General features: G+C 61.6%; 16 protein-coding genes and 1 pseudogene. 6 read left to right on the forward strand and 11 right to left on the reverse strand.

All coding sequences use genetic code 11. The features are described 5' to 3' along the window. Nucleotides 1-2 precede the first annotated feature (2 nt). Complete coding sequence (locus H8S55_RS10630; RefSeq protein WP_186878953.1) at nt 3-1,943, forward strand: NAD(+) synthase; 1,941 nt, start codon at nt 3-5, stop codon at nt 1,941-1,943. 98 nt (nt 1,944-2,041) lie between these two features. Here H8S55_RS10630 and htpG read toward each other — a convergent pair whose 3' ends face one another. Continuing rightward, complete coding sequence (gene htpG, locus H8S55_RS10635; protein WP_186878954.1) at nt 2,042-3,958, reverse strand: molecular chaperone HtpG; 1,917 nt, start codon at nt 3,956-3,958, stop codon at nt 2,042-2,044. 334 nt (nt 3,959-4,292) lie between these two features. On the opposite strand from htpG, the gene H8S55_RS10640 reads away from it, so the two are divergent. From H8S55_RS10640 to H8S55_RS10650, 3 genes are read left to right on the forward strand one after another with little or no spacing between them, the layout of a single operon-like run. After that, nucleotides 4,293-4,802: an RNA polymerase sigma factor gene (locus H8S55_RS10640; RefSeq protein ID WP_186878955.1), complete on the forward strand. Its 510-nt coding sequence runs from the start codon at nt 4,293-4,295 to the stop codon at nt 4,800-4,802. Beyond that, on the forward strand, nt 4,789-5,637 hold the full coding sequence (locus H8S55_RS10645; protein WP_186878956.1) for an RsiV family protein: 849 nt from the start codon (nt 4,789-4,791) through the stop codon (nt 5,635-5,637). Before H8S55_RS10640 ends, H8S55_RS10645 begins: the two co-directional genes overlap by 14 nt. Nucleotides 5,638-5,642: 5 nt before the next feature. Continuing rightward, a complete protein-coding gene (locus H8S55_RS10650; RefSeq protein ID WP_186878957.1) occupies nt 5,643-5,993 on the forward strand; it encodes a hypothetical protein in 351 nt (116 codons plus the stop codon). A gap of 132 nt (nt 5,994-6,125) precedes the next feature. On the opposite strand, the gene H8S55_RS10655 is transcribed toward H8S55_RS10650, so the two are convergent. The 10 genes from H8S55_RS10655 to H8S55_RS10700 form a co-directional block, all read right to left on the reverse strand. Beyond that, nucleotides 6,126-6,464, reverse strand: a complete 339-nt coding sequence (locus H8S55_RS10655; protein WP_186878958.1) for a HepT-like ribonuclease domain-containing protein — start codon at nt 6,462-6,464, stop codon at nt 6,126-6,128. Next, nucleotides 6,457-6,756: a nucleotidyltransferase family protein gene (locus tag H8S55_RS10660; protein WP_186878959.1), complete on the reverse strand. Its 300-nt coding sequence runs from the start codon at nt 6,754-6,756 to the stop codon at nt 6,457-6,459. Before H8S55_RS10660 ends, H8S55_RS10655 begins: the two co-directional genes overlap by 8 nt. 83 nt (nt 6,757-6,839) lie before the next feature. After that, complete coding sequence (locus tag H8S55_RS10665) at nt 6,840-8,996, reverse strand: M56 family metallopeptidase (RefSeq protein WP_186878960.1); 2,157 nt, start codon at nt 8,994-8,996, stop codon at nt 6,840-6,842. A 4-nt stretch (nt 8,997-9,000) separates the two neighbouring features. Further along, nucleotides 9,001-9,363 (reverse strand): BlaI/MecI/CopY family transcriptional regulator, encoded by a 363-nt coding sequence (locus H8S55_RS10670; protein ID WP_186878961.1) that lies wholly within the window; start codon nt 9,361-9,363, stop codon nt 9,001-9,003. A gap of 274 nt (nt 9,364-9,637) precedes the next feature. Beyond that, nucleotides 9,638-10,849, reverse strand: a complete 1,212-nt coding sequence (locus tag H8S55_RS10675) for an ion transporter (RefSeq protein ID WP_186878962.1) — start codon at nt 10,847-10,849, stop codon at nt 9,638-9,640. A gap of 57 nt (nt 10,850-10,906) precedes the next feature. Beyond that, nucleotides 10,907-12,229, reverse strand: a complete 1,323-nt coding sequence (locus tag H8S55_RS10680; protein ID WP_186878963.1) for a M15 family metallopeptidase — start codon at nt 12,227-12,229, stop codon at nt 10,907-10,909. 38 nt (nt 12,230-12,267) lie between these two features. Further along, on the reverse strand, nt 12,268-12,489 hold the full coding sequence (locus H8S55_RS10685; RefSeq protein WP_186878964.1) for a DUF3791 domain-containing protein: 222 nt from the start codon (nt 12,487-12,489) through the stop codon (nt 12,268-12,270). Further along, nucleotides 12,486-12,737: a DUF3791 domain-containing protein gene (locus tag H8S55_RS10690; RefSeq protein ID WP_186878965.1), complete on the reverse strand. Its 252-nt coding sequence runs from the start codon at nt 12,735-12,737 to the stop codon at nt 12,486-12,488. Before H8S55_RS10690 ends, H8S55_RS10685 begins: the two co-directional genes overlap by 4 nt. Further along, nucleotides 12,721-13,410, reverse strand: a complete 690-nt coding sequence (locus tag H8S55_RS10695) for a gamma-glutamyl-gamma-aminobutyrate hydrolase family protein (RefSeq protein ID WP_186878966.1) — start codon at nt 13,408-13,410, stop codon at nt 12,721-12,723. The genes H8S55_RS10690 and H8S55_RS10695 overlap by 17 nt, the downstream gene beginning before the upstream one ends. Next, nucleotides 13,403-14,026 (reverse strand): cytidylate kinase-like family protein, encoded by a 624-nt coding sequence (locus tag H8S55_RS10700; protein ID WP_186878967.1) that lies wholly within the window; start codon nt 14,024-14,026, stop codon nt 13,403-13,405. The genes H8S55_RS10695 and H8S55_RS10700 overlap by 8 nt, the downstream gene beginning before the upstream one ends. Before the next feature lie 251 nt (nt 14,027-14,277). Here H8S55_RS10700 and malQ point away from each other — a divergent pair. Beyond that, nucleotides 14,278-15,804: pseudogene (malQ, locus tag H8S55_RS10705) on the forward strand (4-alpha-glucanotransferase); the annotation flags it as partial. Between the two features lie 6 nt (nt 15,805-15,810). Further along, nucleotides 15,811-18,075 (forward strand): glycogen/starch/alpha-glucan phosphorylase, encoded by a 2,265-nt coding sequence (locus tag H8S55_RS10710; RefSeq protein ID WP_186878969.1) that lies wholly within the window; start codon nt 15,811-15,813, stop codon nt 18,073-18,075. The last annotated feature ends 98 nt before the right edge of the window (nt 18,076-18,173 follow it).

The raw sequence follows: 18,173 nt of genomic DNA on the forward strand, positions 1-18,173 counted from the left end.
CCATGCGGGACGGATTTATCAAGGTGGCCGCCGGCACCCCGGAGATCCGGGTGGCCGACTGCACCTACAACGCGCAGCAGTGCCTGACGCTGATGCGTCAGGCGGCGGACCAGGGCGTAAAGGTGCTGTGCCTGCCCGAGCTGTGCCTGACGGGCTACACCTGCGGCGACCTGTTTTTGCAGGAGAGCCTGCTGCAGGGGGCGGAGGATGCCCTGGCCCATATCATAAGGGAGACAAAGGACCTGGACCTGGTGACGGCCCTGGGCGTGCCCGTGCGCTACCACGGCAAGCTGTTCAACTGCGCCGCCGTCCTGTGCCGGGGAGAGCTGCTGGGCCTGGTGCCCAAGCTGAACCTGCCCAACTACACCGAGTTCTATGAGGGGCGCTGGTTCACCTCCGGCCGGGCGCTGCTGGGCAGCGACTTCTGTATCCCCTTCGCCGGGCAGGAGAACGTGGAGTTCTCCCCCGGGCTGATCTTCCGCTGTGCGGACCTGCCCCAGCTGTGCATAGGCGTGGAGATCTGCGAGGACCTGTGGGTGGCAGACACCCCCTCCACCCGTCTGGCCCAGGGGGGCGCGACCCTGATGCTGAACCCCTCCGCCAGCGACGAGACGGTGTGCAAGGACGACTATCGCCGCACCCTCCTCTCCGCCACCTCCGGGCGGCTGGTCTGCGGCTATGTCTACGCCGACGCGGGCTGGGGGGAGTCGTCCACCGACCTCATCTACGCCGGGCACAGTCTCATCGCAGAGAACGGGACGATTTTGGCCCAGCGCCGGTTTGAGACGGGACTCACCGTCACCGAGCTGGACCTGGAGAAGCTCTGCCACGAGCGCCAGCGTATGTCCACCTTCCCGGCGGATGCCCCCGACCTGTTCCCCCAGTATTTCCGGCTGAATGTGGCGGAGACAACGCTCACCCGGCCCGTGGCCAAAAATCCCTTCGTCCCCGCCGACCACGGGGACCGGGCCGCCCGGTGTCAGGAAATTCTCACCCTGGCCGCCCTGGGCCTGAAAAAGCGCCTGGCCCACACCGGGGCCAGAACGGCGGTGGTGGGGCTGTCCGGCGGACTGGACTCCACCCTGGCCCTGCTCATCACCGCCCGGGCCATGGCCATGCTGGACCGGCCCATGACGGACATTCTGGCCGTGACCATGCCCTGCTTCGGCACCACCAGCCGCACCAAGTCCAATGCCGAAATTCTGGCCGAGCGCATCGGCACCACCTTTGACACCGTGGACATCGGCGATGCGGTGAAGGTCCACTTCCGGGACATCGGCCAGTCCATGGACGACCTGTCCGTCACCTTTGAAAACGGCCAGGCCCGGGAGCGGACCCAGGTGCTGATGGACCTGGCCAACCGCACCGGCGGCATGGTCATCGGCACCGGGGACCTGAGCGAGCTGGCTCTGGGCTGGGCCACCTATAACGGGGACCACATGTCCATGTACGCCGTGAACGCCGGCATCCCCAAGACCCTGGTGCGCCACCTGGTGGCCTATGTGGCCGACGAGGCCGAAACCCGGGACCCCAAGCTGTCCGCCGTCCTGCGGGACATTCTGGACACCCCCGTCTCCCCCGAGCTGCTGCCCCCCAAGGACGGGGAGATCGCCCAGCGCACCGAGGAGCTGGTGGGGCCCTACGAGCTCCACGATTTCTTCCTGTACTACGCCGTGCGCTGGGGCTTTACCCCCGGGAAGATCTATCGCTTGGCCCAATACGCCCTGGGGGATACCTATGACAACGCCACCCTGCTGCGCTGGCTGGACAACTTCTACCGCCGCTTCTTCGCCCAGCAGTTCAAGCGCTCCTGCCTGCCTGACGGCCCCAAGGTGGGCTCCGTCACCCTGTCCCCCCGGGGGGACTGGAGAATGCCCAGCGATGCCTGCGCCACCCTGTGGCGGGCCCAGCTGGAGCAGCTGAAGGCCCGGGAGGGCGTGTAAATCCGCACAGAAACAGCAAGACCCCCGCCCGTCCGGCGCGATTCGGACAGGCGGGGGTCAGTTTTTTGTGGGGGAGGGCTATTTGATTTCGCGTTCCATTACACCATCAGCGACGAGACCATCTGGGCGAAGCCGGCGGGGTCCTCCAGGGGCAGACCGGCCAGCAGCAGGGCCTGGTCATAGAGCAGGGCGGCATACTTGCTCACGGTGTCCTTGTCCCCGGTGTCCACGGCCTTTTTCAGGGCGGCGAAGGGGGCGGAGTCGGCGTTGAGCTCCAGCACCCGGTCGGCCTTCATGTGCTGGCCGCCCTCCACCTTGTTCATATACTTCTCCATCTCCAGGGAGACGGGGCCGTCGGCGGTGAGGCAGCAGGCGCCGGACTTGAGGATGGAGGAGATGCGGACCTCCTTCACCTGGTCGCCCAGAGCCTCTTTCACGGCCTCCAGCACGGGCTTTCCGGCCTCGGCCTTCTCCTGGGCGGCCTTCTTCTCCTCCTCGGTCTGGGGCAGGGCGTCCTCGTCGGCCACCGACTTGAACTGCTTGCCGTTCAGCTCGGCCAGGGCCTTCATCACAAAGTCGTCCACGTCCTCGGTGCAGTACAAAATTTCATAGCCCTTGTCCAGGATGCGCTCCACCTGGGGCAGCTTGGCGATCTTCTCCGGGTCCTCGCCGCAGGCGTAATAGACGAACTTCTGGTCCTCGGGCATCCGGTCTTGATAGGCGGCCAGAGTGGTGTAAGTGTTCTCCTTGGAGGACCAGAACAGCAGCAGGTCCTGCAGCAGGTCCTTCTTGGCCCCGTAGTCGGCCACCACGCCGTATTTCAGCTGGGTGCCGAAGGCATGCCAGAACTTTTCGTATTTCTCCTTGTCGTCCTTCTGCATCTTCAGCAGCTCGGACTTGATCTTCTTTTCCAGGGCGGTGGCGATGACCTTCAGCTGGCGGTCGTGCTGCAGGATCTCCCGGCTGATGTTCAGGGAGAAGTCGGGGGAATCCACCACGCCCTTCACAAAGCGGAAGCAGTCGGGCAGCAGGTCGGCGCACTTGTCCATGATCATCACGCCGGAGGAGTAGAGCTGCAGGCCCTTCTGATACTCCCGGGTGTAGAAGTCATAGGGGGTCTGGGCGGGGATATACAGCATGGCCTTGTAGGTCACAGCGCCCTCGGCGCTGGTGTGGATGACGGCCAGGGGGTCCTGCCAGTCGCCGAACTTCTCCTTGTAGAAGGCGTTGTACTCCTCGGGCTTCACCTTGGACTTCTGGCGCTGCCACAGGGGGATCTGGGAGTTGATGGTCTTCCACTCCTTCACCGTCTCCCACTCGGGCTTATCGTCCTCCCCGGCGTCGGCGGGCTTGGGCTTCTGGCGGTAGTCCTCCACCTCCATGGTGATGGGATAGCGGATATAGTCGGAGTATTTCTTGATGAGCTCCTGTAATTTAAAGGTCTCCAGATACTGGTCGTAGTTCTCCTCGTCGGCGTTGGCCTTCAGGTGCATGATGATGTCGGTGCCGGGGTGCTCCTTCTCGCAGGCGGTGATGGTATAGCCGTCGGCCCCGTCGGACTGCCACATCCAGGCCTCGTCGCTGCCCCAGGCCCTGGTAATGACGGTGACGGCATCGGCCACCATAAAGGCGGAGTAGAAGCCCACGCCGAACTGGCCGATGACGTCGATGTCCTCGGCGGCCTTGTCGTCCTGGGCCAGGCCGGCCTTGAACTGACCGGAGCCGCTGTGGGCGATGGTGCCCAGGTTGGATTCCAGATCCTCACGGGTCATGCCGATGCCGTTGTCGGACACGGTGAGGGTGCGCTTCTCCTTGTCGGGGACGATGGTGATCTTCAGGTCGGCCCGGCTGACCCCCATGGAGTCGTCGGTGAGGGACTTGTAGGCCAGCTTGTCCTCGGCGTCGCTGGCGTTGGAGATGAGCTCACGCAGGAAGATCTCCTTGTGGGTGTAGATGGAGTTGATCATCAGGTCCAGCAGCCGCTTGGACTCGGCCTTGAATTGCTTCTTTGCCATGGTAAATACCTCCTATGTAAAACAAAGCTGTTTGATAAACAATTCTAGCACTCTATTTATATGAGTGCTAATGTTATGATAGCGCGTTCCCCACAAAAATGCAAGGGAGTTCACAGTTTTTTTACACTTTGGACAGAGGAGTGTCAGTCGGACTTTAAAATGAGGGGGTGATGATGATTTGGTTGACTTATGGCGGGGGGAGTAGGATAATACGGTTTTATCAACGGTGCCGTGCAGAGGCAGAAAAATTTTTAAATGCTGCAACCTTTTGGGGATCCAAAGCATCTATTATAATGACCGGAGAGCGAAGAACCGGAGCAGGAGGCCGTCAGATGTGGAAAAAACCTTGAATAAAGAGGACTTCACCCGTCTGGTGCTACAGAATCAGACGGCCATGTTTCGAGCTGCCCGGGCCATCGTGACAACCGACGAGGACGCAGAGGATGCGGTGCAGAATGCCATCTGCACTGCGTTTACAAAGCGGGATACCCTGCGGGAGCCTGAAAAATTCAAACCGTGGATCTTGCGGATCGTAGTGAACAACTGCTATGATCTGTGCCGGAAATATCGGCCCACTGTGGATCTGGCGGACGTGCAGGACTGTTTGCCGGCCAATGATCCCGATCTGACCGTACATCTGTCCCTGTGGGAGGCCGTGCTGACGTTAAAACCGGAGATGCGCTGTGTTGTGACCCTGTTCTATTATGACGGCTTTTCCATTCGTGAGATCAGCCGTATTTTGGGGATCAGCGACGCAGCCGTAAAGTCCAGGCTGTCCCGCAGCAGAAACCAGCTGCGCCTTCTGCTGGCTGATGAATCAGGAGGGTTTTATGGATCAATTTGACAAGCTGCTCCGCCAGCGCGCGGCAGAGGAACCCGTTCCGATCCCAAGCGACTATGCTGGCCGGGTGTTTCAAGCCTGTGCGGCGTTAAGCGAAGCACCGCAGAAGATACATCACCGCCACTGGGGCAGATGGCTCGCCGCAGCGCTGGCGCTGTTCATTGCCCTTCCCAACGTGTCCACCTCGGCCGCAGCGGCGATGACGGAGATCCCGGGGCTGGGTGCCTTGGTAAAGGTGATCACCTTCCGCAGCTATTCCTACGACGACGGTCACAGCTCTATGGACATCCTTGTGCCGGAGCTGTCCGGCAGCGACGCAGCCAATGCAGTAAATCAGGAGGTCCGAACCTATACCGACGAGCTGCTGACACAGTTCTATCGGGACTGCGAAAGGGTGGGAGACGGCTATCAGGACCTGCGCGTATCCAGCGTGGTGCTTGCCAATACGGACACCTGGTTCACCCTTCGGATCGACGCAACACAGACAGAGGCCAGCAGCTATGCCTTCAGCCGATTCTATCACATCGACAAGGCGACGGGACAGGTGGTCTCCCTGGGGGACCTCTTCCGTGATGGGGCAGAGTATACGGCGGTACTGTCTGACGAGGTGCGCCGGCAGATGGAGACACAGCTGTCCGCAGATCGGACCCTTGCCTATTTCCCGGATGATTTTGACGGAATCGACCCGGAGCAGAATTTCTATTTCGACGCAGAGGGAAATCTGGTTCTGGTTTTCGATGAATATGGCATTGCGGCGGGCTCGATGGGTATGCCGGAATTCACGATGGAGAAAAACATCTATCAAAGCCTCTTAAAAGAGAAATATCAGAAAGGTTGATCGCAATGAAGAAGAAACTGCTTATTTTACTCGCAGCTGTGTCGATCCTGACGCTGGCTGCCGCCTGCGGCGGCCCGGTGTCTAGCGCAGGCTCCGGCTCCGACGGCGGAACGTCCGGCACCCAGCAGCAGGAGTCCAGCACCTTGACCGGCAAGCTGGATGAGAAGAAGGACTTTATGTTTGTCGTGACCGACGACGACGATGTTTCCTACCAGTTTTCCATCGACTCCTCCGCTGCGCCCGAGGGCTATGACGACGTGGCCGAGGGGGATTCCGTTACCGTGACCTACACCGGCACCCTGTCCGAGGTCGATCCCTTTGAGGGCACGGTGATCTCTGTGGAGAAAGTGAAATGACGATCCTCCTTTGAGGATGAAAAAGCACAAATCGGAGCTGTTTCGGCTCCGATTTGTGCTTTTTGCTGCCGTTCGTTCGGCGGAGTTTCCGTTGTTTCCGTCCAGACCTGCCCGCTCCGATCCTGTTCTGGATCAAACGTGGGTCAGGATCGCTTCACAGGCGGTTTTCAATGCGGGAATATCATGCAACAGCGTGTCCCATACAGAGGGGATATCGATCGCACCATAGGCGTGGACATAGAAATTCCGGGTGTCCTTAATGATACGCCATGGAATTGCCTTATTCTGAGCCTTGACATCGTCAGAGAGCTGCGAAACCAACTCGCCGATCTGAACAACGCACATGCAACAGGCGTCCTGAAAGAGATAGTCCTGCTCAAAAGCGGAAAAGTCGTGATGGTAGCGCTCTAAATTGTCAGCAATGCGCTGGCAATAGAGAACGATTTTTTGCAAAATAAGTCGGTCACGCATTTCGATAGAGCACCACCTCGTCTTTCTGGATCATGTCCAAGAACGATTTGTCGGAGGAGTCGCTTGTCACCAGATCCACCGGCAGCTTTAAGGCATCCTCTACCGCCAAACGGAACCCGCAGAGCTGGAACAGGGAGCGCAGAGCACCCTTGTCGATTTTGAGATCCACGTCGCTGCCAGCATCCGCCAAGCCTTTGGCGTAAGAGCCGAAAAGGGATACGCTTGCCACACCGTGGGCCCGCGCGATGGGGGAAACAATATTACGGAGTTCTTCAATGCTGTATGGTGCCATAAAACCACCCCCTTGATAACATAAATATACCATGTAATCAGAGCAAATAAAAGAAAATTTTCCTGAAACGTGGTGTAATATGATTAGGGGAGAGTGAGACGGACCATTCGTTCCGTTTCTTCACTGCTTACGATGGTCGCGGTCAGCACTGTGCCATCCTGTGAATAGGAAAGGTCATAGACGGACTCATTTTCCGCAAGGTCCAATTCGGCAAGTGTGCGCCCTTCGATCGAGAGAATGCTGCTGCCATCAACGTAGGCGGCGGTGGAAAGATCATCGTACTGCCAGACGAGGTGGGTGCCGATGAAAGTGTTGGAGAAGCTGCGGCTTTCTGTATCAAAGATGAAGTAACGGGCGTTTTTCGGCCCGCCGTGGCCAGTGATTACCACATACTGCCCCACTGCGTCGCAGTCGAGGAGAGACGTGATGGCGGGACTTTGCTCCGCAAGATCCCAGCTTTCATCCCCGTAGGAAAAGACGGTGCCGCTGATACTAAACTTCTCCGGTGCCGTATCGCCGTGCAGATCGTCGATCTCATCCCGGCTGGGGAGGATCGTACTGCTCCCATTTTCCACACGGAAGCTTTCGGCCATCATGCGAAGCTGTTTCGCCTGCAATTCAACCTCTGACTCGTCTGCATTGTCGTAGCTCCAATGAGTTTCTACCCAGCAGCAGGATTCATGGGAGGGCACGGGATAGAGGTAGACGATCGTGCTGCTTAACCCTTCCTGCGTGACGCAGCGGTAGTATCCGTCCAACTCTTCTACGGCGTGACCGGCGTTTTGCAGACCGGCCAGCTCATCTGCAAGGCTGTCCTGCTTCACAACGTTAAGGTAGGCATCGCTGCTGTCAGACCACCACTCGCATGTTCCGGCGCTGTGCAGCCATGGACCAACAATGCAGATGCTCCAATCATCCTCATAGAAGCGGTCGGCATCGGCAGCTTGCGTATCACCGACCTGAAAACTGTCAGGCAGAGGGGAATCTCCCTCGGTGTACGGCCAAGTGACGTAGAAATTCCGGTAGGCGTCGCCGTCAATGCAGAGGTAGACGTTGCCGTTGTTCACGACCGTGTGCCGCACACCGTCCGTCGTGGTGACATAGAGCTCGGTGCTGCCGCCGTTAAGCGGCTCCATACTGCGGACATACCGGCCGCCGCTTTTGTTGATGAGCGCGACCGCCTGGGCAATTTCGTCTGCATTGAAGTCTTTATACTGCTTGTCGGTCACCTGCGGCATAATCGTCAATTCAACCCGCACCACATCATCCACGCGCAGATTTTTCGCCCACTTCATCGTTTCGTGTTCCGGATTTGTCAGAAAGCACACCGCCACAGCGATGCACACAATGGCTGACGCCGCGACGATCCAGAATGCGGGCTTTTTGTAGTGAAGCGCATTCCGCACACGCTCCTTGACGCCGACTTCCCCGAACGCCAGCGGGCAGGAGATGACCGCCTTGTGCGGCATACTGCACGCAAGCAGCACCGTGGAATAGGTTTTGACGGCGCTTGCGTCCATCGTGCGGATCACCCGCTCATCGCAGGCCAGCTCAATGTCACGGCAGAGCAGCGCATAGGCCAGCCACAGCAGCGGGTTGAACCAGTAGACGGCTAGCAGCACGAAGCCCAGCAGCTTCCACCAGTGGTCATACCGTGCGAGATGTGCCCTCTCATGGGCCAGTACGTTCTGCCGCTGCACCTCGTCCAGCCCGGAGGGCAGATAGATGCGTGGTTTTACGATACCGAGGATGAACGGCGAGGAAATACCGTCGCAAAGATAAATGTTTTCCTGAATGGGGAGCGATACGCTCACACGCCGGCGCAGCCGAAGATAGCTCACCAGCGCATAGAGCAGCATGGCTCCAAAGCCGATGAGCCACACCCAGCCTGCGATCTCCGTCCAGACATAGAGTGGGTTGACGCTCATTCCCGGCACGGCGGCAAAGTGCTCGCTGAGGGAGGGATTCACAGCGTTGTCGATGACGCTCACGCCGCTGGTGATGGTCGGCGCAGGGTCAAACTGTACGGCTGCGGGACTGACCGTTTCGGCACTGGGGATCAGGCTCAATGCGCTTTCGATGGAAAACGGCAGGACCAGCCGCAGTGCGACGATGCCCCAGAGCAGGACGTTCATCCACTTGGGCGAACGCTTTGATCCCAGGCGCAGCACCAGCACGGCCAGCACCAGCCAGCTTGCGGAGATGCTCAAATTCAAGAGCTTCAAAAAGACGGCGGCCATAGGCTCACTCCTTTCCGCAGCGGTCGATCATGCACTGAATTTCCGCAATGTCCTTCTCTGAAAGGGATTTTCTTGTGGTGAACGCCGCCAGAAAAGCGGGGAGAGAGCCGTCGAAGGTGTCCTCCACAAATTTCTCACTCTGTACGGCGTTATAGTCCTCCTGCGAGAGAAGGGAAGTGACCGTGCCGTTTTCGTTCTGAAAAATACCGTGCTGGCAGAGTTTCTTCAAAACCGTGTAGGTCGTGGATTTTTTCCATTGCAGCTCCTGCTGGCACAGCTTCACCAGCTCGCCGGAGGTCAGCGGCTCGTGCCGCCAGATGAGTTCTGCAAAATGCGTCTCAACAACGCCCAGTTTGTAATCGTCCATGGATGCGTCCCCCTTTTTATTGGTCTATTTATGATAGACTTCCCTGTGCTTGAAGTCTATCATAAATAGACCAATCCTGTCAAGCGCATTTTGTACCTCTGAAATCAATGGACGCAAAAGTGCAAAAAAGTCCTGATTTCTTACGAAATCAGGACTTTTTTGCGTGTCAATAAGCCCGTTTCTGTCATCTTGGCTCCCCCTATGGGGGAGCTGTCAGCGAAGCTGACTGAGAGGGCAGGCCGCCGGGGACAGCAGCCCCTGCGCATTTCCTTTCTCACAGCCAGATGCTGCTTGCGTGGGCCATGCGGGTGCGGGTGTACAGGATGACCCGGTCCCCCTGGTGCAGGGTCAGATCGCCGTTGGGGATGAGCATCCGGCCCTTGCGCTTGACGATGACGATCAGGGTCTGGCGGGAGATATCCAGGTCCCGGATACGCTGGCCGTTCCAGGGATTGTGCTGGCGCAGCTCCAGTTCCTTCAGCTCGATATGGTGCTGGTCGCTGCTGCCCACCGACTCGGCCCCCAGCACCAGCACGTCGTTGTCCATCAGCTTCACGCTGCCCCGGGGGACCACCACCTCGTGCCCCCGCTGGATGGCCACCACGATAACGCCGTGGGGCAGGCCCAGCTGCTGGATGGTCTTGCCCGACCAGCTGTCGTGCTCGGTGAGGGCCACCCGGATGAAGTGGACCTCGTCCTCGTCGGCATACTCGCTGATGCGCTTGATGCGGGTATACTGATCCACAAATCCGGCGGAAATAATACCCGTTGGAATGGCCACCATGCCCACGCCCAAAAACGTAATGAAGATGCTGAATATTTTTCCCATCGTCGTAACGGGATAGATGTCGCCATAGCCGATGGTCAGCAGGGTGGACACCGACCACCAGATGCCGGAAAAGGCGTTGGAGAACACCTCCGGCTGGGCATCGTGCTCCAGGCTGTACATGCACAGGCTGGAGGCCAGCATAAGCACCAGCAGGATGAACACCGAGGAGAATAGCTGCTGCCGCTTGCTGGAGATGACCTGGGTGATAACACCCAGGGAGTCGTAATAGGCGTTCACCCGGAACAGGCGGAACACCCGGGCCACCCGGAACATGCGGAAGGCCACCGCCCCGCTGGGGAAGAACACCGGCAGATAATAGGGCAGAAAGGACAGCAGATCCACCAGGCCGCTGAAGGAGAAGATATACCGCAGCACCGCACGGGGTTCCGTCAGGCTGGGCCGCAGAAACTTGGCCGTCCACAGCCGCATGGCAAAGTCTGCGGCGAAGAAGGCCACCGTGACCGCCTCTATCGTCACCAGCCAGGGGCCGAATCTGGCATGGAGATCGTCGAAGGTATTCATCACGCTGACCACCAGATTGATCACGATAGACAGAATGTTAAAGGCGTCATACACCTGGCTGGCTACGTCGCCGGGCAGCCCGATCTCGATGATCTCGAACAGGCGCTTACGCCGATAGTCCCACTCAGTCTCCATTTCTCTCTCCTCCAGACGCCCCGCCGCCGATTTGCACGGACTGCGGAGCCTTTGGTGTTACAGGGCGGCCTGCCTGGGGGCCAGCTCCACCCCCTGGTCCGTCACCGTGGCCTGTACCCCCAGCAGGGGGCACAGGTCGCTCAGGGGCAGACAGCGCCCGCCGCTGCGCTCCACCGTGGGGCCGGACAGGCGCACCAGCATTCCGTCCAGCAGGGCCCGGCGGCCCACGGGCAGCTCGATCTTGTGCAGGCCGTCAGACAGGCGGAGCACCCCGTCCTCCCCCGTCTCCCCCGTCCAGCCCAGGGCGGCGGCCAGAGCGGCTGCATCCACATAGGTCACGCCGGACAGCCGGGTCACTCTGTCCCCCAGGTCCAGGGCCTGTCCCTGCCAGAACAGGGCGGGGGCCTGATTCTCCCCCGGCTGGGTCTGGGCGGCCAGATACTCCTCATAGGTCAGCCCCCGGTCCATGCAGGTCCGGGCGATGTCCTGTCCCACATAGCGGTAGTGCCAGGGCTCATAGCGATAGCCGGTGATGGACTCCTTCTCCCGGGGATAGCGCAGCAGAAAGCCGAACCGGGCACAGTTGGCCCGGAGCCAGGCATATTCCGCCGTGTTCTCGAAGTGGGCGCTGATGCTGGCGGTGTTGATGTCCAGGGCCAGGCCGGTCTGGTGCTCGGAGTAGCCGGGGCGGGCGGAGTACCGCTCGGCATTGGCCTTGCCGTCTATGGACACATAATGTTGATACAGCCCCTGCTGGGTCTGATAGGAGCGGTAGGCGGACACGCTGCGCAGGGAGATACCGTCCTGCTTGGCCGCGTCGGCCATGGCCCGAAAGGCCGCCGCCGCTTCGGGGACCATGCTGCCCACGCCATAGCGCCCGCCCAGCTTCTCCAGCTCCGGCACATAGGTCTCAGACAGGCCGTGGTACTTGTTCACCAGCACCAGGGGGTCCGCCGGGTCATCGATGGGCCGGGCATCGTCATAGGGGGTGAGGTCCAGATCCAGGTTGACCTGGGTGACGATCTCTGCCGTCTCCGCCTCCGGGTGGGCCTGGACATAGGCCAGATAGCGGGCCTCCCGGTCCAAGCGGCTGTTTTCCAGCGCCAGACAATCCAGCAGCCGGGGTGCCAGCCCCATGGCCCGCTCCCCCAGCCGGGCCCACAGCTGCTCCGCCTGCTGCTCAGAATAGCCCAATCCCGCCAGCTCCGCCAGGGCGGCGTGATAACCAGCGGCCGGGTCCGGCTCATAGAGCAGAGGGGACAGCCCCTCCACCGCCGCCACCAGGGGCGGCTCCTCCGTTTTGGCGGCCAGCGCCGCCGGGGACAAACACAGGGCCAGGGACAACGCCCCGGCCAGAATACGCTTAGAATATGTGGACATGCTGAAAAGACCTCCAGGGGGTTACAAAGAGAGATGGGTTAGGAGTGATGCGCTTTCGTTTGATACTCGGCAGACAGCTCGTCCGCCAAATAGTCATCGCTCATGCAGTGCAGATCGGACACGCCGTCCCGCATCAGGCAGTATAGCTGGGAGCGATAAAACAGGTCCATCGCCCCGCCGAGGGAGATCCCCGTCTTTTTTGCAAAGCAGGCGATGACCCGAGCATATTTCTTTTGCAGGAGAATGGGGTTTGCCTTCATACAGTCACATCTCTTTCCCGCATCAGCTCCAGGATGTCGTTGACGATATAGTCCTTGCTCTGGGTGTGGAGCATCTCGTACTCGGGCACGATATAGCCGTTTAGAATGTCGCTCCGTTCGGTGAAGGCCCGATAGACCTGCTGACCGCTCACGCCCAAGCGGGCGGCCACACTCTCCACACAGAAGACAGCAAACTCCAGCTCCCTGGCGTTCCTGATGGGGCCACCGATTTTATCTGTGTTCTCCATGGGCCACCTCCCGGCACCGCTCCAAAAAATATTCCCAAATGGCTTCGCCGCCGTCGCAGTCGGGGCGGCGGCGGGTATAGGCCATGCGCTCGGGGTGGAACTGCACCCCCAGGATGGGCAGGCGCTCATGCTCCATGGCCTCGGCCACGCCCCCCTCGCTCCATGCGGTGATGACCATGCCGAAGCCCGGATCGGCCACCGCCTGGTGGTGAAAGCTGTTGGTGTGGAGAATGGAGCCATACAGCCCCGCCAGCCATGACCCTTCCCGGGTGCGCACCGGGTGCCGGGCATCGTCCCGCCGGGTCCCCCTGTGGAAGATGCCCTGTTCCGGGGGCAGGTCCTGGATCAGCCCGCCTCCTAAAGCGGCGGCAATGACCTGCATCCCCCGGCAGATGCCCAGAATGGGCCGTCCCGCCTGATGGAAGGCCCGGAAGAGCGCCAGCTCCGCCACGTCCCGCTCCCGGTCCGGGGGATCGCCCCCCGCCTGGGGCCAGCCGAACAGCTCGGGGTCCAGGTCCCCGCCGCCGCACAGCACCAGCCCCGCACAGGACAGGTCCGGTTCCGGGGAATGGCCCGGGCAGGGGATGCCCCCCGCCGCCGTCACCGCATCGGCATAGGCGGCAGAGGCCCCCCGCTCACAGGAGAGCTGGATGCGGGGCCTTGGCTCAGACATGCTGGGCCTCCCGGTGGCGGACCATGTCTGCGATCAGGTCCACGGCCCCCTCCACCCCCACGGTGGTGGAGTTGATGGTCAGGTCATACCGGCGCATCTCGCCCCAGCTGTGGCCGGTGTAGTAGTTATAATAGTTGGCCCGGCCCCGGTCCATCTGCACCACCCGGCGCTCCATGTCGTCCTGGGGAATGTGATACTCCTCCACACACCGGCGCACCCGGCTGGCCAGGTCGGCGTGGATGAACACCTTCAGGCAGTTGTCCCGGTCCCCCAGCACATAGTCGCTGCACCGCCCCACGATGACGCAGGGACCTTGGTCGGCCAGCTCCCTTATCACATCGGACTGGGCAAAGAATGCCTGGTGGCTGACGGGGATGCCGTGGCTGGACATGGTGGGGGCCCCGATGCCGATGGGGGCGATGGACATGTGAAAGCGGCTGCGGGCCCGCTCCTCCGCCCGGGCGATAAAGTCCGGGGACAGGCCGCTCTTCTCCGCCGTCTTCAAGATCAGGGTCCGGTCATAGCAGGGGATGCCCAGGCGGGCCGCCAGCTGCTTTCCGATCAGACGGCCGCCGCTGCCAAATTCCCGGCTGATAGAGATGACATAGTTGCTCATGCGATTTCCTCCTGCTGATACCAGTTGCCGGGCGCAGCCCGGTTTTCATATATTATAGCGGACCGCTTGAAAAATGACAACGAAAATCTGTCCCTTTTTCCGGCATTTCGGGTAATTTTTCGTGGCCGAAGGGCGGTGATTTTCGGAACAGTTCATAAAATCCCTCCAGCCCTTGCATCACGGCGGCAGAGCGGGTATGATAAACCCATAGAAACAGATCCAGTCAGGCGCGCTGCAAGCGCTTTGGAAAGGCGGCGGTATCCATGTCTGTGCGGAGCTCGGGCGTTCTGATGCCCATTTTCTCCCTCCCCTCCCCCTACGGGGTGGGCACCCTGGGGCGGCAGGCCCGGGAATTTGCGGACTTTTTGGCCCGGAGCGGGCAGAGCCATTGGCAGATCCTGCCCATCGGCCCCACGGGATATGGGGACTCCCCCTATCAGTCCTTCTCCTCCCGGGCGGGCAACCCCTATCTCATCGACCTGGACGAGCTGGAGCAGCAGGGGCTGCTGGAGCGGGAGGAGTACGCCTCCCTCCCCTGGGGGGACGACCCGGAGCGGGTGGACTATCAGACCCTCTACCGCCTGCGGCTGCCTGTGCTGCGGCGTGCCTGCGACCGGCTGCTCTCCCGCTCCCCGGCGGCCTTTGACCGGTTCTGTCTGCTCCACCAGGCCTGGCTGGATGACTATGCCCTGTTTATGGCCCTGAAAGAGCGGTACGGCGGCACCCCCTGGCTGGAGTGGCCGGAGGACATCCGCCTCCGCCGCCCCCGGGCCATGGCCCGGGCGAAAAAAGAGCTGGAGGACGACATCCGCTTCTGGCAGGGGGTGCAGTACCTCTTCTTTGGCCAGTGGCAGGAATTCAAGTCCTATGTCAACGGAAAGGGCATCTCCATCGTGGGCGACCTGCCCATCTATGTCGCCGGGGACAGCGCCGACGTGTGGGCCGCCCCGGAGCAGTTCCTGCTGGACGACCAGGGCCGCCCCACCCTGGTGGCCGGGGTGCCCCCGGACGACTACTCCGCCGACGGCCAGCTGTGGGGCAACCCTCTGTTCCGGTGGGACCGGATGAAACAGGACGGCTACGCCTGGTGGCTGGACCGGGTGGCCTTTCAGTTCAAAATTTACGACGTGCTGCGGCTGGACCACTTCCGGGGCTTTGAATCCTATTACGCCATCCCCTACGGGGAGAAGACCGCCCGGAACGGCCAGTGGCTGCCCGGGCCTGGGATGGACTTCTTCCGGGCCCTCCGCCGCAGCCTGGGCCCCCGGCCCATCATTGCCGAGGACCTGGGCTTTCTCACCCCGGAGGTGTACCAGCTGCTGGCGGACACGGGCTTTCCCGGCATGAAGGTGCTGGAGTTCGGCTTTGGCGACCCGGGGGAGGACAGCGAATACCTGCCCCACAACTACCCCGTCCACAGCGTGGCCTATCCCGGCACCCACGACAACGACACCATTCTGGGCTGGCTGGACAGCCTGACCCCGGAGCAGGCGAAGTTCGCCCGGCACTACCTCCGCCTGTCCCGCCGGGAGGGGCTGCACTGGGGCGTGCTGCGTTCTCTCTGGGCCAGCCCCGCCCAGCTGACCGTGGTGCAGATGCAGGACCTGCTTGGCCTTGACCGCCGCGCCCGGATGAACACCCCCTCCACCCTGGGGGGCAACTGGCAGTGGCGGGCACTGCCGGAGGCGATGAGCGCCGGCCTGGCCCGGCGGCTGTACCGGGAGGCCGCCGCCTATCAGCGTCTGCCCCGGGGCGGCGCAGCAAAGAACGAGGAGTGAACTGACATGCAACTAAGTGAAGAAATTTTCCAGCTGACCCAACAGCACTTTGGCCGGGCCCCCGACCAGTGCGACGACCGGCAGCTGTATCAGGCCCTGCTCATCCTGGCCCGGCAGCGGGCCGGGGAGCGCCCCGCTCCCACGGGGGAGCGGAAGCTCTATTACTTCTCGGCGGAGTTTTTGCTGGGCAAGCTGCTGTCCAACCAGCTGCTGGCCCTGGGGCTGTATCAGCCGGTGAAGGACTATCTGGCCGGAATGGGCCGGGACCTGGGGGTGCTGGAGTCCATGGAGCCGGAGCCCTCCTTGGGCAACGGCGGTCTGGGCCGCCTGGCCGCCTGCTTTCTGGACTCCATCGCCGCCCTGGGACTGCCCGGAGACGGCGTGGGCCTGAACTATCACTTCGGCCTGTTCCGCCAGGTGTTCTCCCGGTGCAAGCAGACGGAGGAGCCGGACCCCTGGCTCCAGCCCGACGGCTGGCTCATCCCCACCCGGCGCGCCTTCCCCGTCTCCCTGGGAAACACCCAGGTGACGGCTGTCATGTATGACATCGCCATCCCCGGGGCGGGCAGCGGCTGTGCAAACCGCCTGCATCTGTTCGACCTGGCCGACCCCGCCCACGCCCCCTGGGTGGGCATCGACTTTGACAAGGGGGACATCGCCCACAACCTGACCTCCTTCCTCTACCCCGATGACAGCGACCGGGCAGGGCGGCTGCTGCGGGTGTATCAGCAGTATTTCCTGGTGTCCGCCGGGGCCCAGCTCATTCTGGCGGAGCTGGAGGAGCGGGGCTTTGCCCCGGACACCCTGGCCGACCATGTGGTCATCCAGATCAACGACACCCACCCCTCCATGGTCATCCCGGAGCTGGTGCGGCTGCTCATGGACCGTGGCCTGACCTTTGACCGGGCGGCGGACCAGGTGACGGCGGCCTGCGCCTACACCAACCACACCATTCTGGCCGAGGCCCTGGAGACCTGGCCCATGTCCTATATCCAGACCGCCGCTCCCCAGCTGGTGCCCATCCTCCGCCGTCTGGACCAGCGGGCCAAGGCCGCCCACCCCGATCCCAGGGTGGCCATTCTGGACGGGGAGGACCGGGTCCACATGGCCCACCTGGACATCCACTACGGCTTCTCTGTCAACGGCGTGGCCCAGCTGCACACCGACATCCTGAAACACACCGAGCTGAAGCCCTTCTGCGACATCTATCCCCAAAAGTTCTCCAACAAGACCAACGGCGTCACCTTCCGCCGGTGGCTGGAGACCTGCGACCAGCCCCTGGTCTCCCTCATCGACGACTGCATCGGCCCGGACTGGCGGCGGGATGCCCAAAAGCTGGAGGGGCTGCTGCAATTTCAGCACGACCCGGCGGTGCTCTCCCGTCTGCTGGAGGTGAAGCAGCAGAACAAGGACCGCCTGTGCCGCCTGCTGTGGTCCGAGCAGGGGCTGGACCTGGACCCCTCCTCGGTGTTCGACGTGCAGATCAAGCGCTTCCACGAGTATAAGCGCCAGCAGATGAACGCCCTGGCCGTCATCCATCAGTATCTGGAGATCAAGGCCGGCCGTTTGCCCCAGCGCCCGGTGACGGTGCTCTTCGGCGGCAAGGCCGCCCCCGCCTATGTGATGGCCAAGCACATCATCCACCTGATCCTGTGCCTGCAGAAGCTCATCGAGCAGGACCCCCAGGTCCGGCCCTGGCTGCGGGTGGCCATGGTGGAAAACTATAACGTCACCTGGGCCGAGGCCCTCATCCCCGCCTGCGACCTCTCCGAGCAGATCTCCCTGGCCTCCAAAGAGGCCAGCGGCACCGGAAACATGAAGTTCATGGCCAACGGGGCCGTGACCCTGGGCACCATGGACGGGGCCAATGTAGAGATCGCCGGGCTGGTGGGGGAGGAGAACATCTACACCTTCGGGGCCTCCAGCGACCAGGTCATCGCCCTGTACCGGGACCGGAGCTATGATCCCCGCGCCTGTTATCACCGGCCCCAGGTGGAACGGCTGGTGGACTTTTTGGTCTCGCCGGAGCTGCTGGCCATCGGCGACCCGGCCAGCCTGTCCACCCTGTGGCACGACATGAAGAGCAAGGACTGGTTTATGGCCCTGCTGGACGTGGAGGACTATATCCGTACCAAGGCCGAGGCGCTCCGGGACTATGAGTGCCGCACCGCCTGGGCCGAAAAGATGCTTGTGAACATCGCAAGATCCGGCTACTTCTCCTCCGACCGCACCATCCGTCAGTACAACGAGGACATCTGGCATCTGAACTGAGTTTTCCCAAAAATCTCTCCCGCTCCCCCGGTTTTTCCGGGGCGGCGGGAGTTTTTCTGTTCTCCGCCGGAAAAAGTTTTGCCGCTGTTTTGAAAATG

The organism is Flintibacter faecis, from assembly GCF_014287875.1.
GTDB classification, from domain to species: Bacteria; Bacillota; Clostridia; order Oscillospirales; family Oscillospiraceae; genus Lawsonibacter; species Lawsonibacter faecis_A.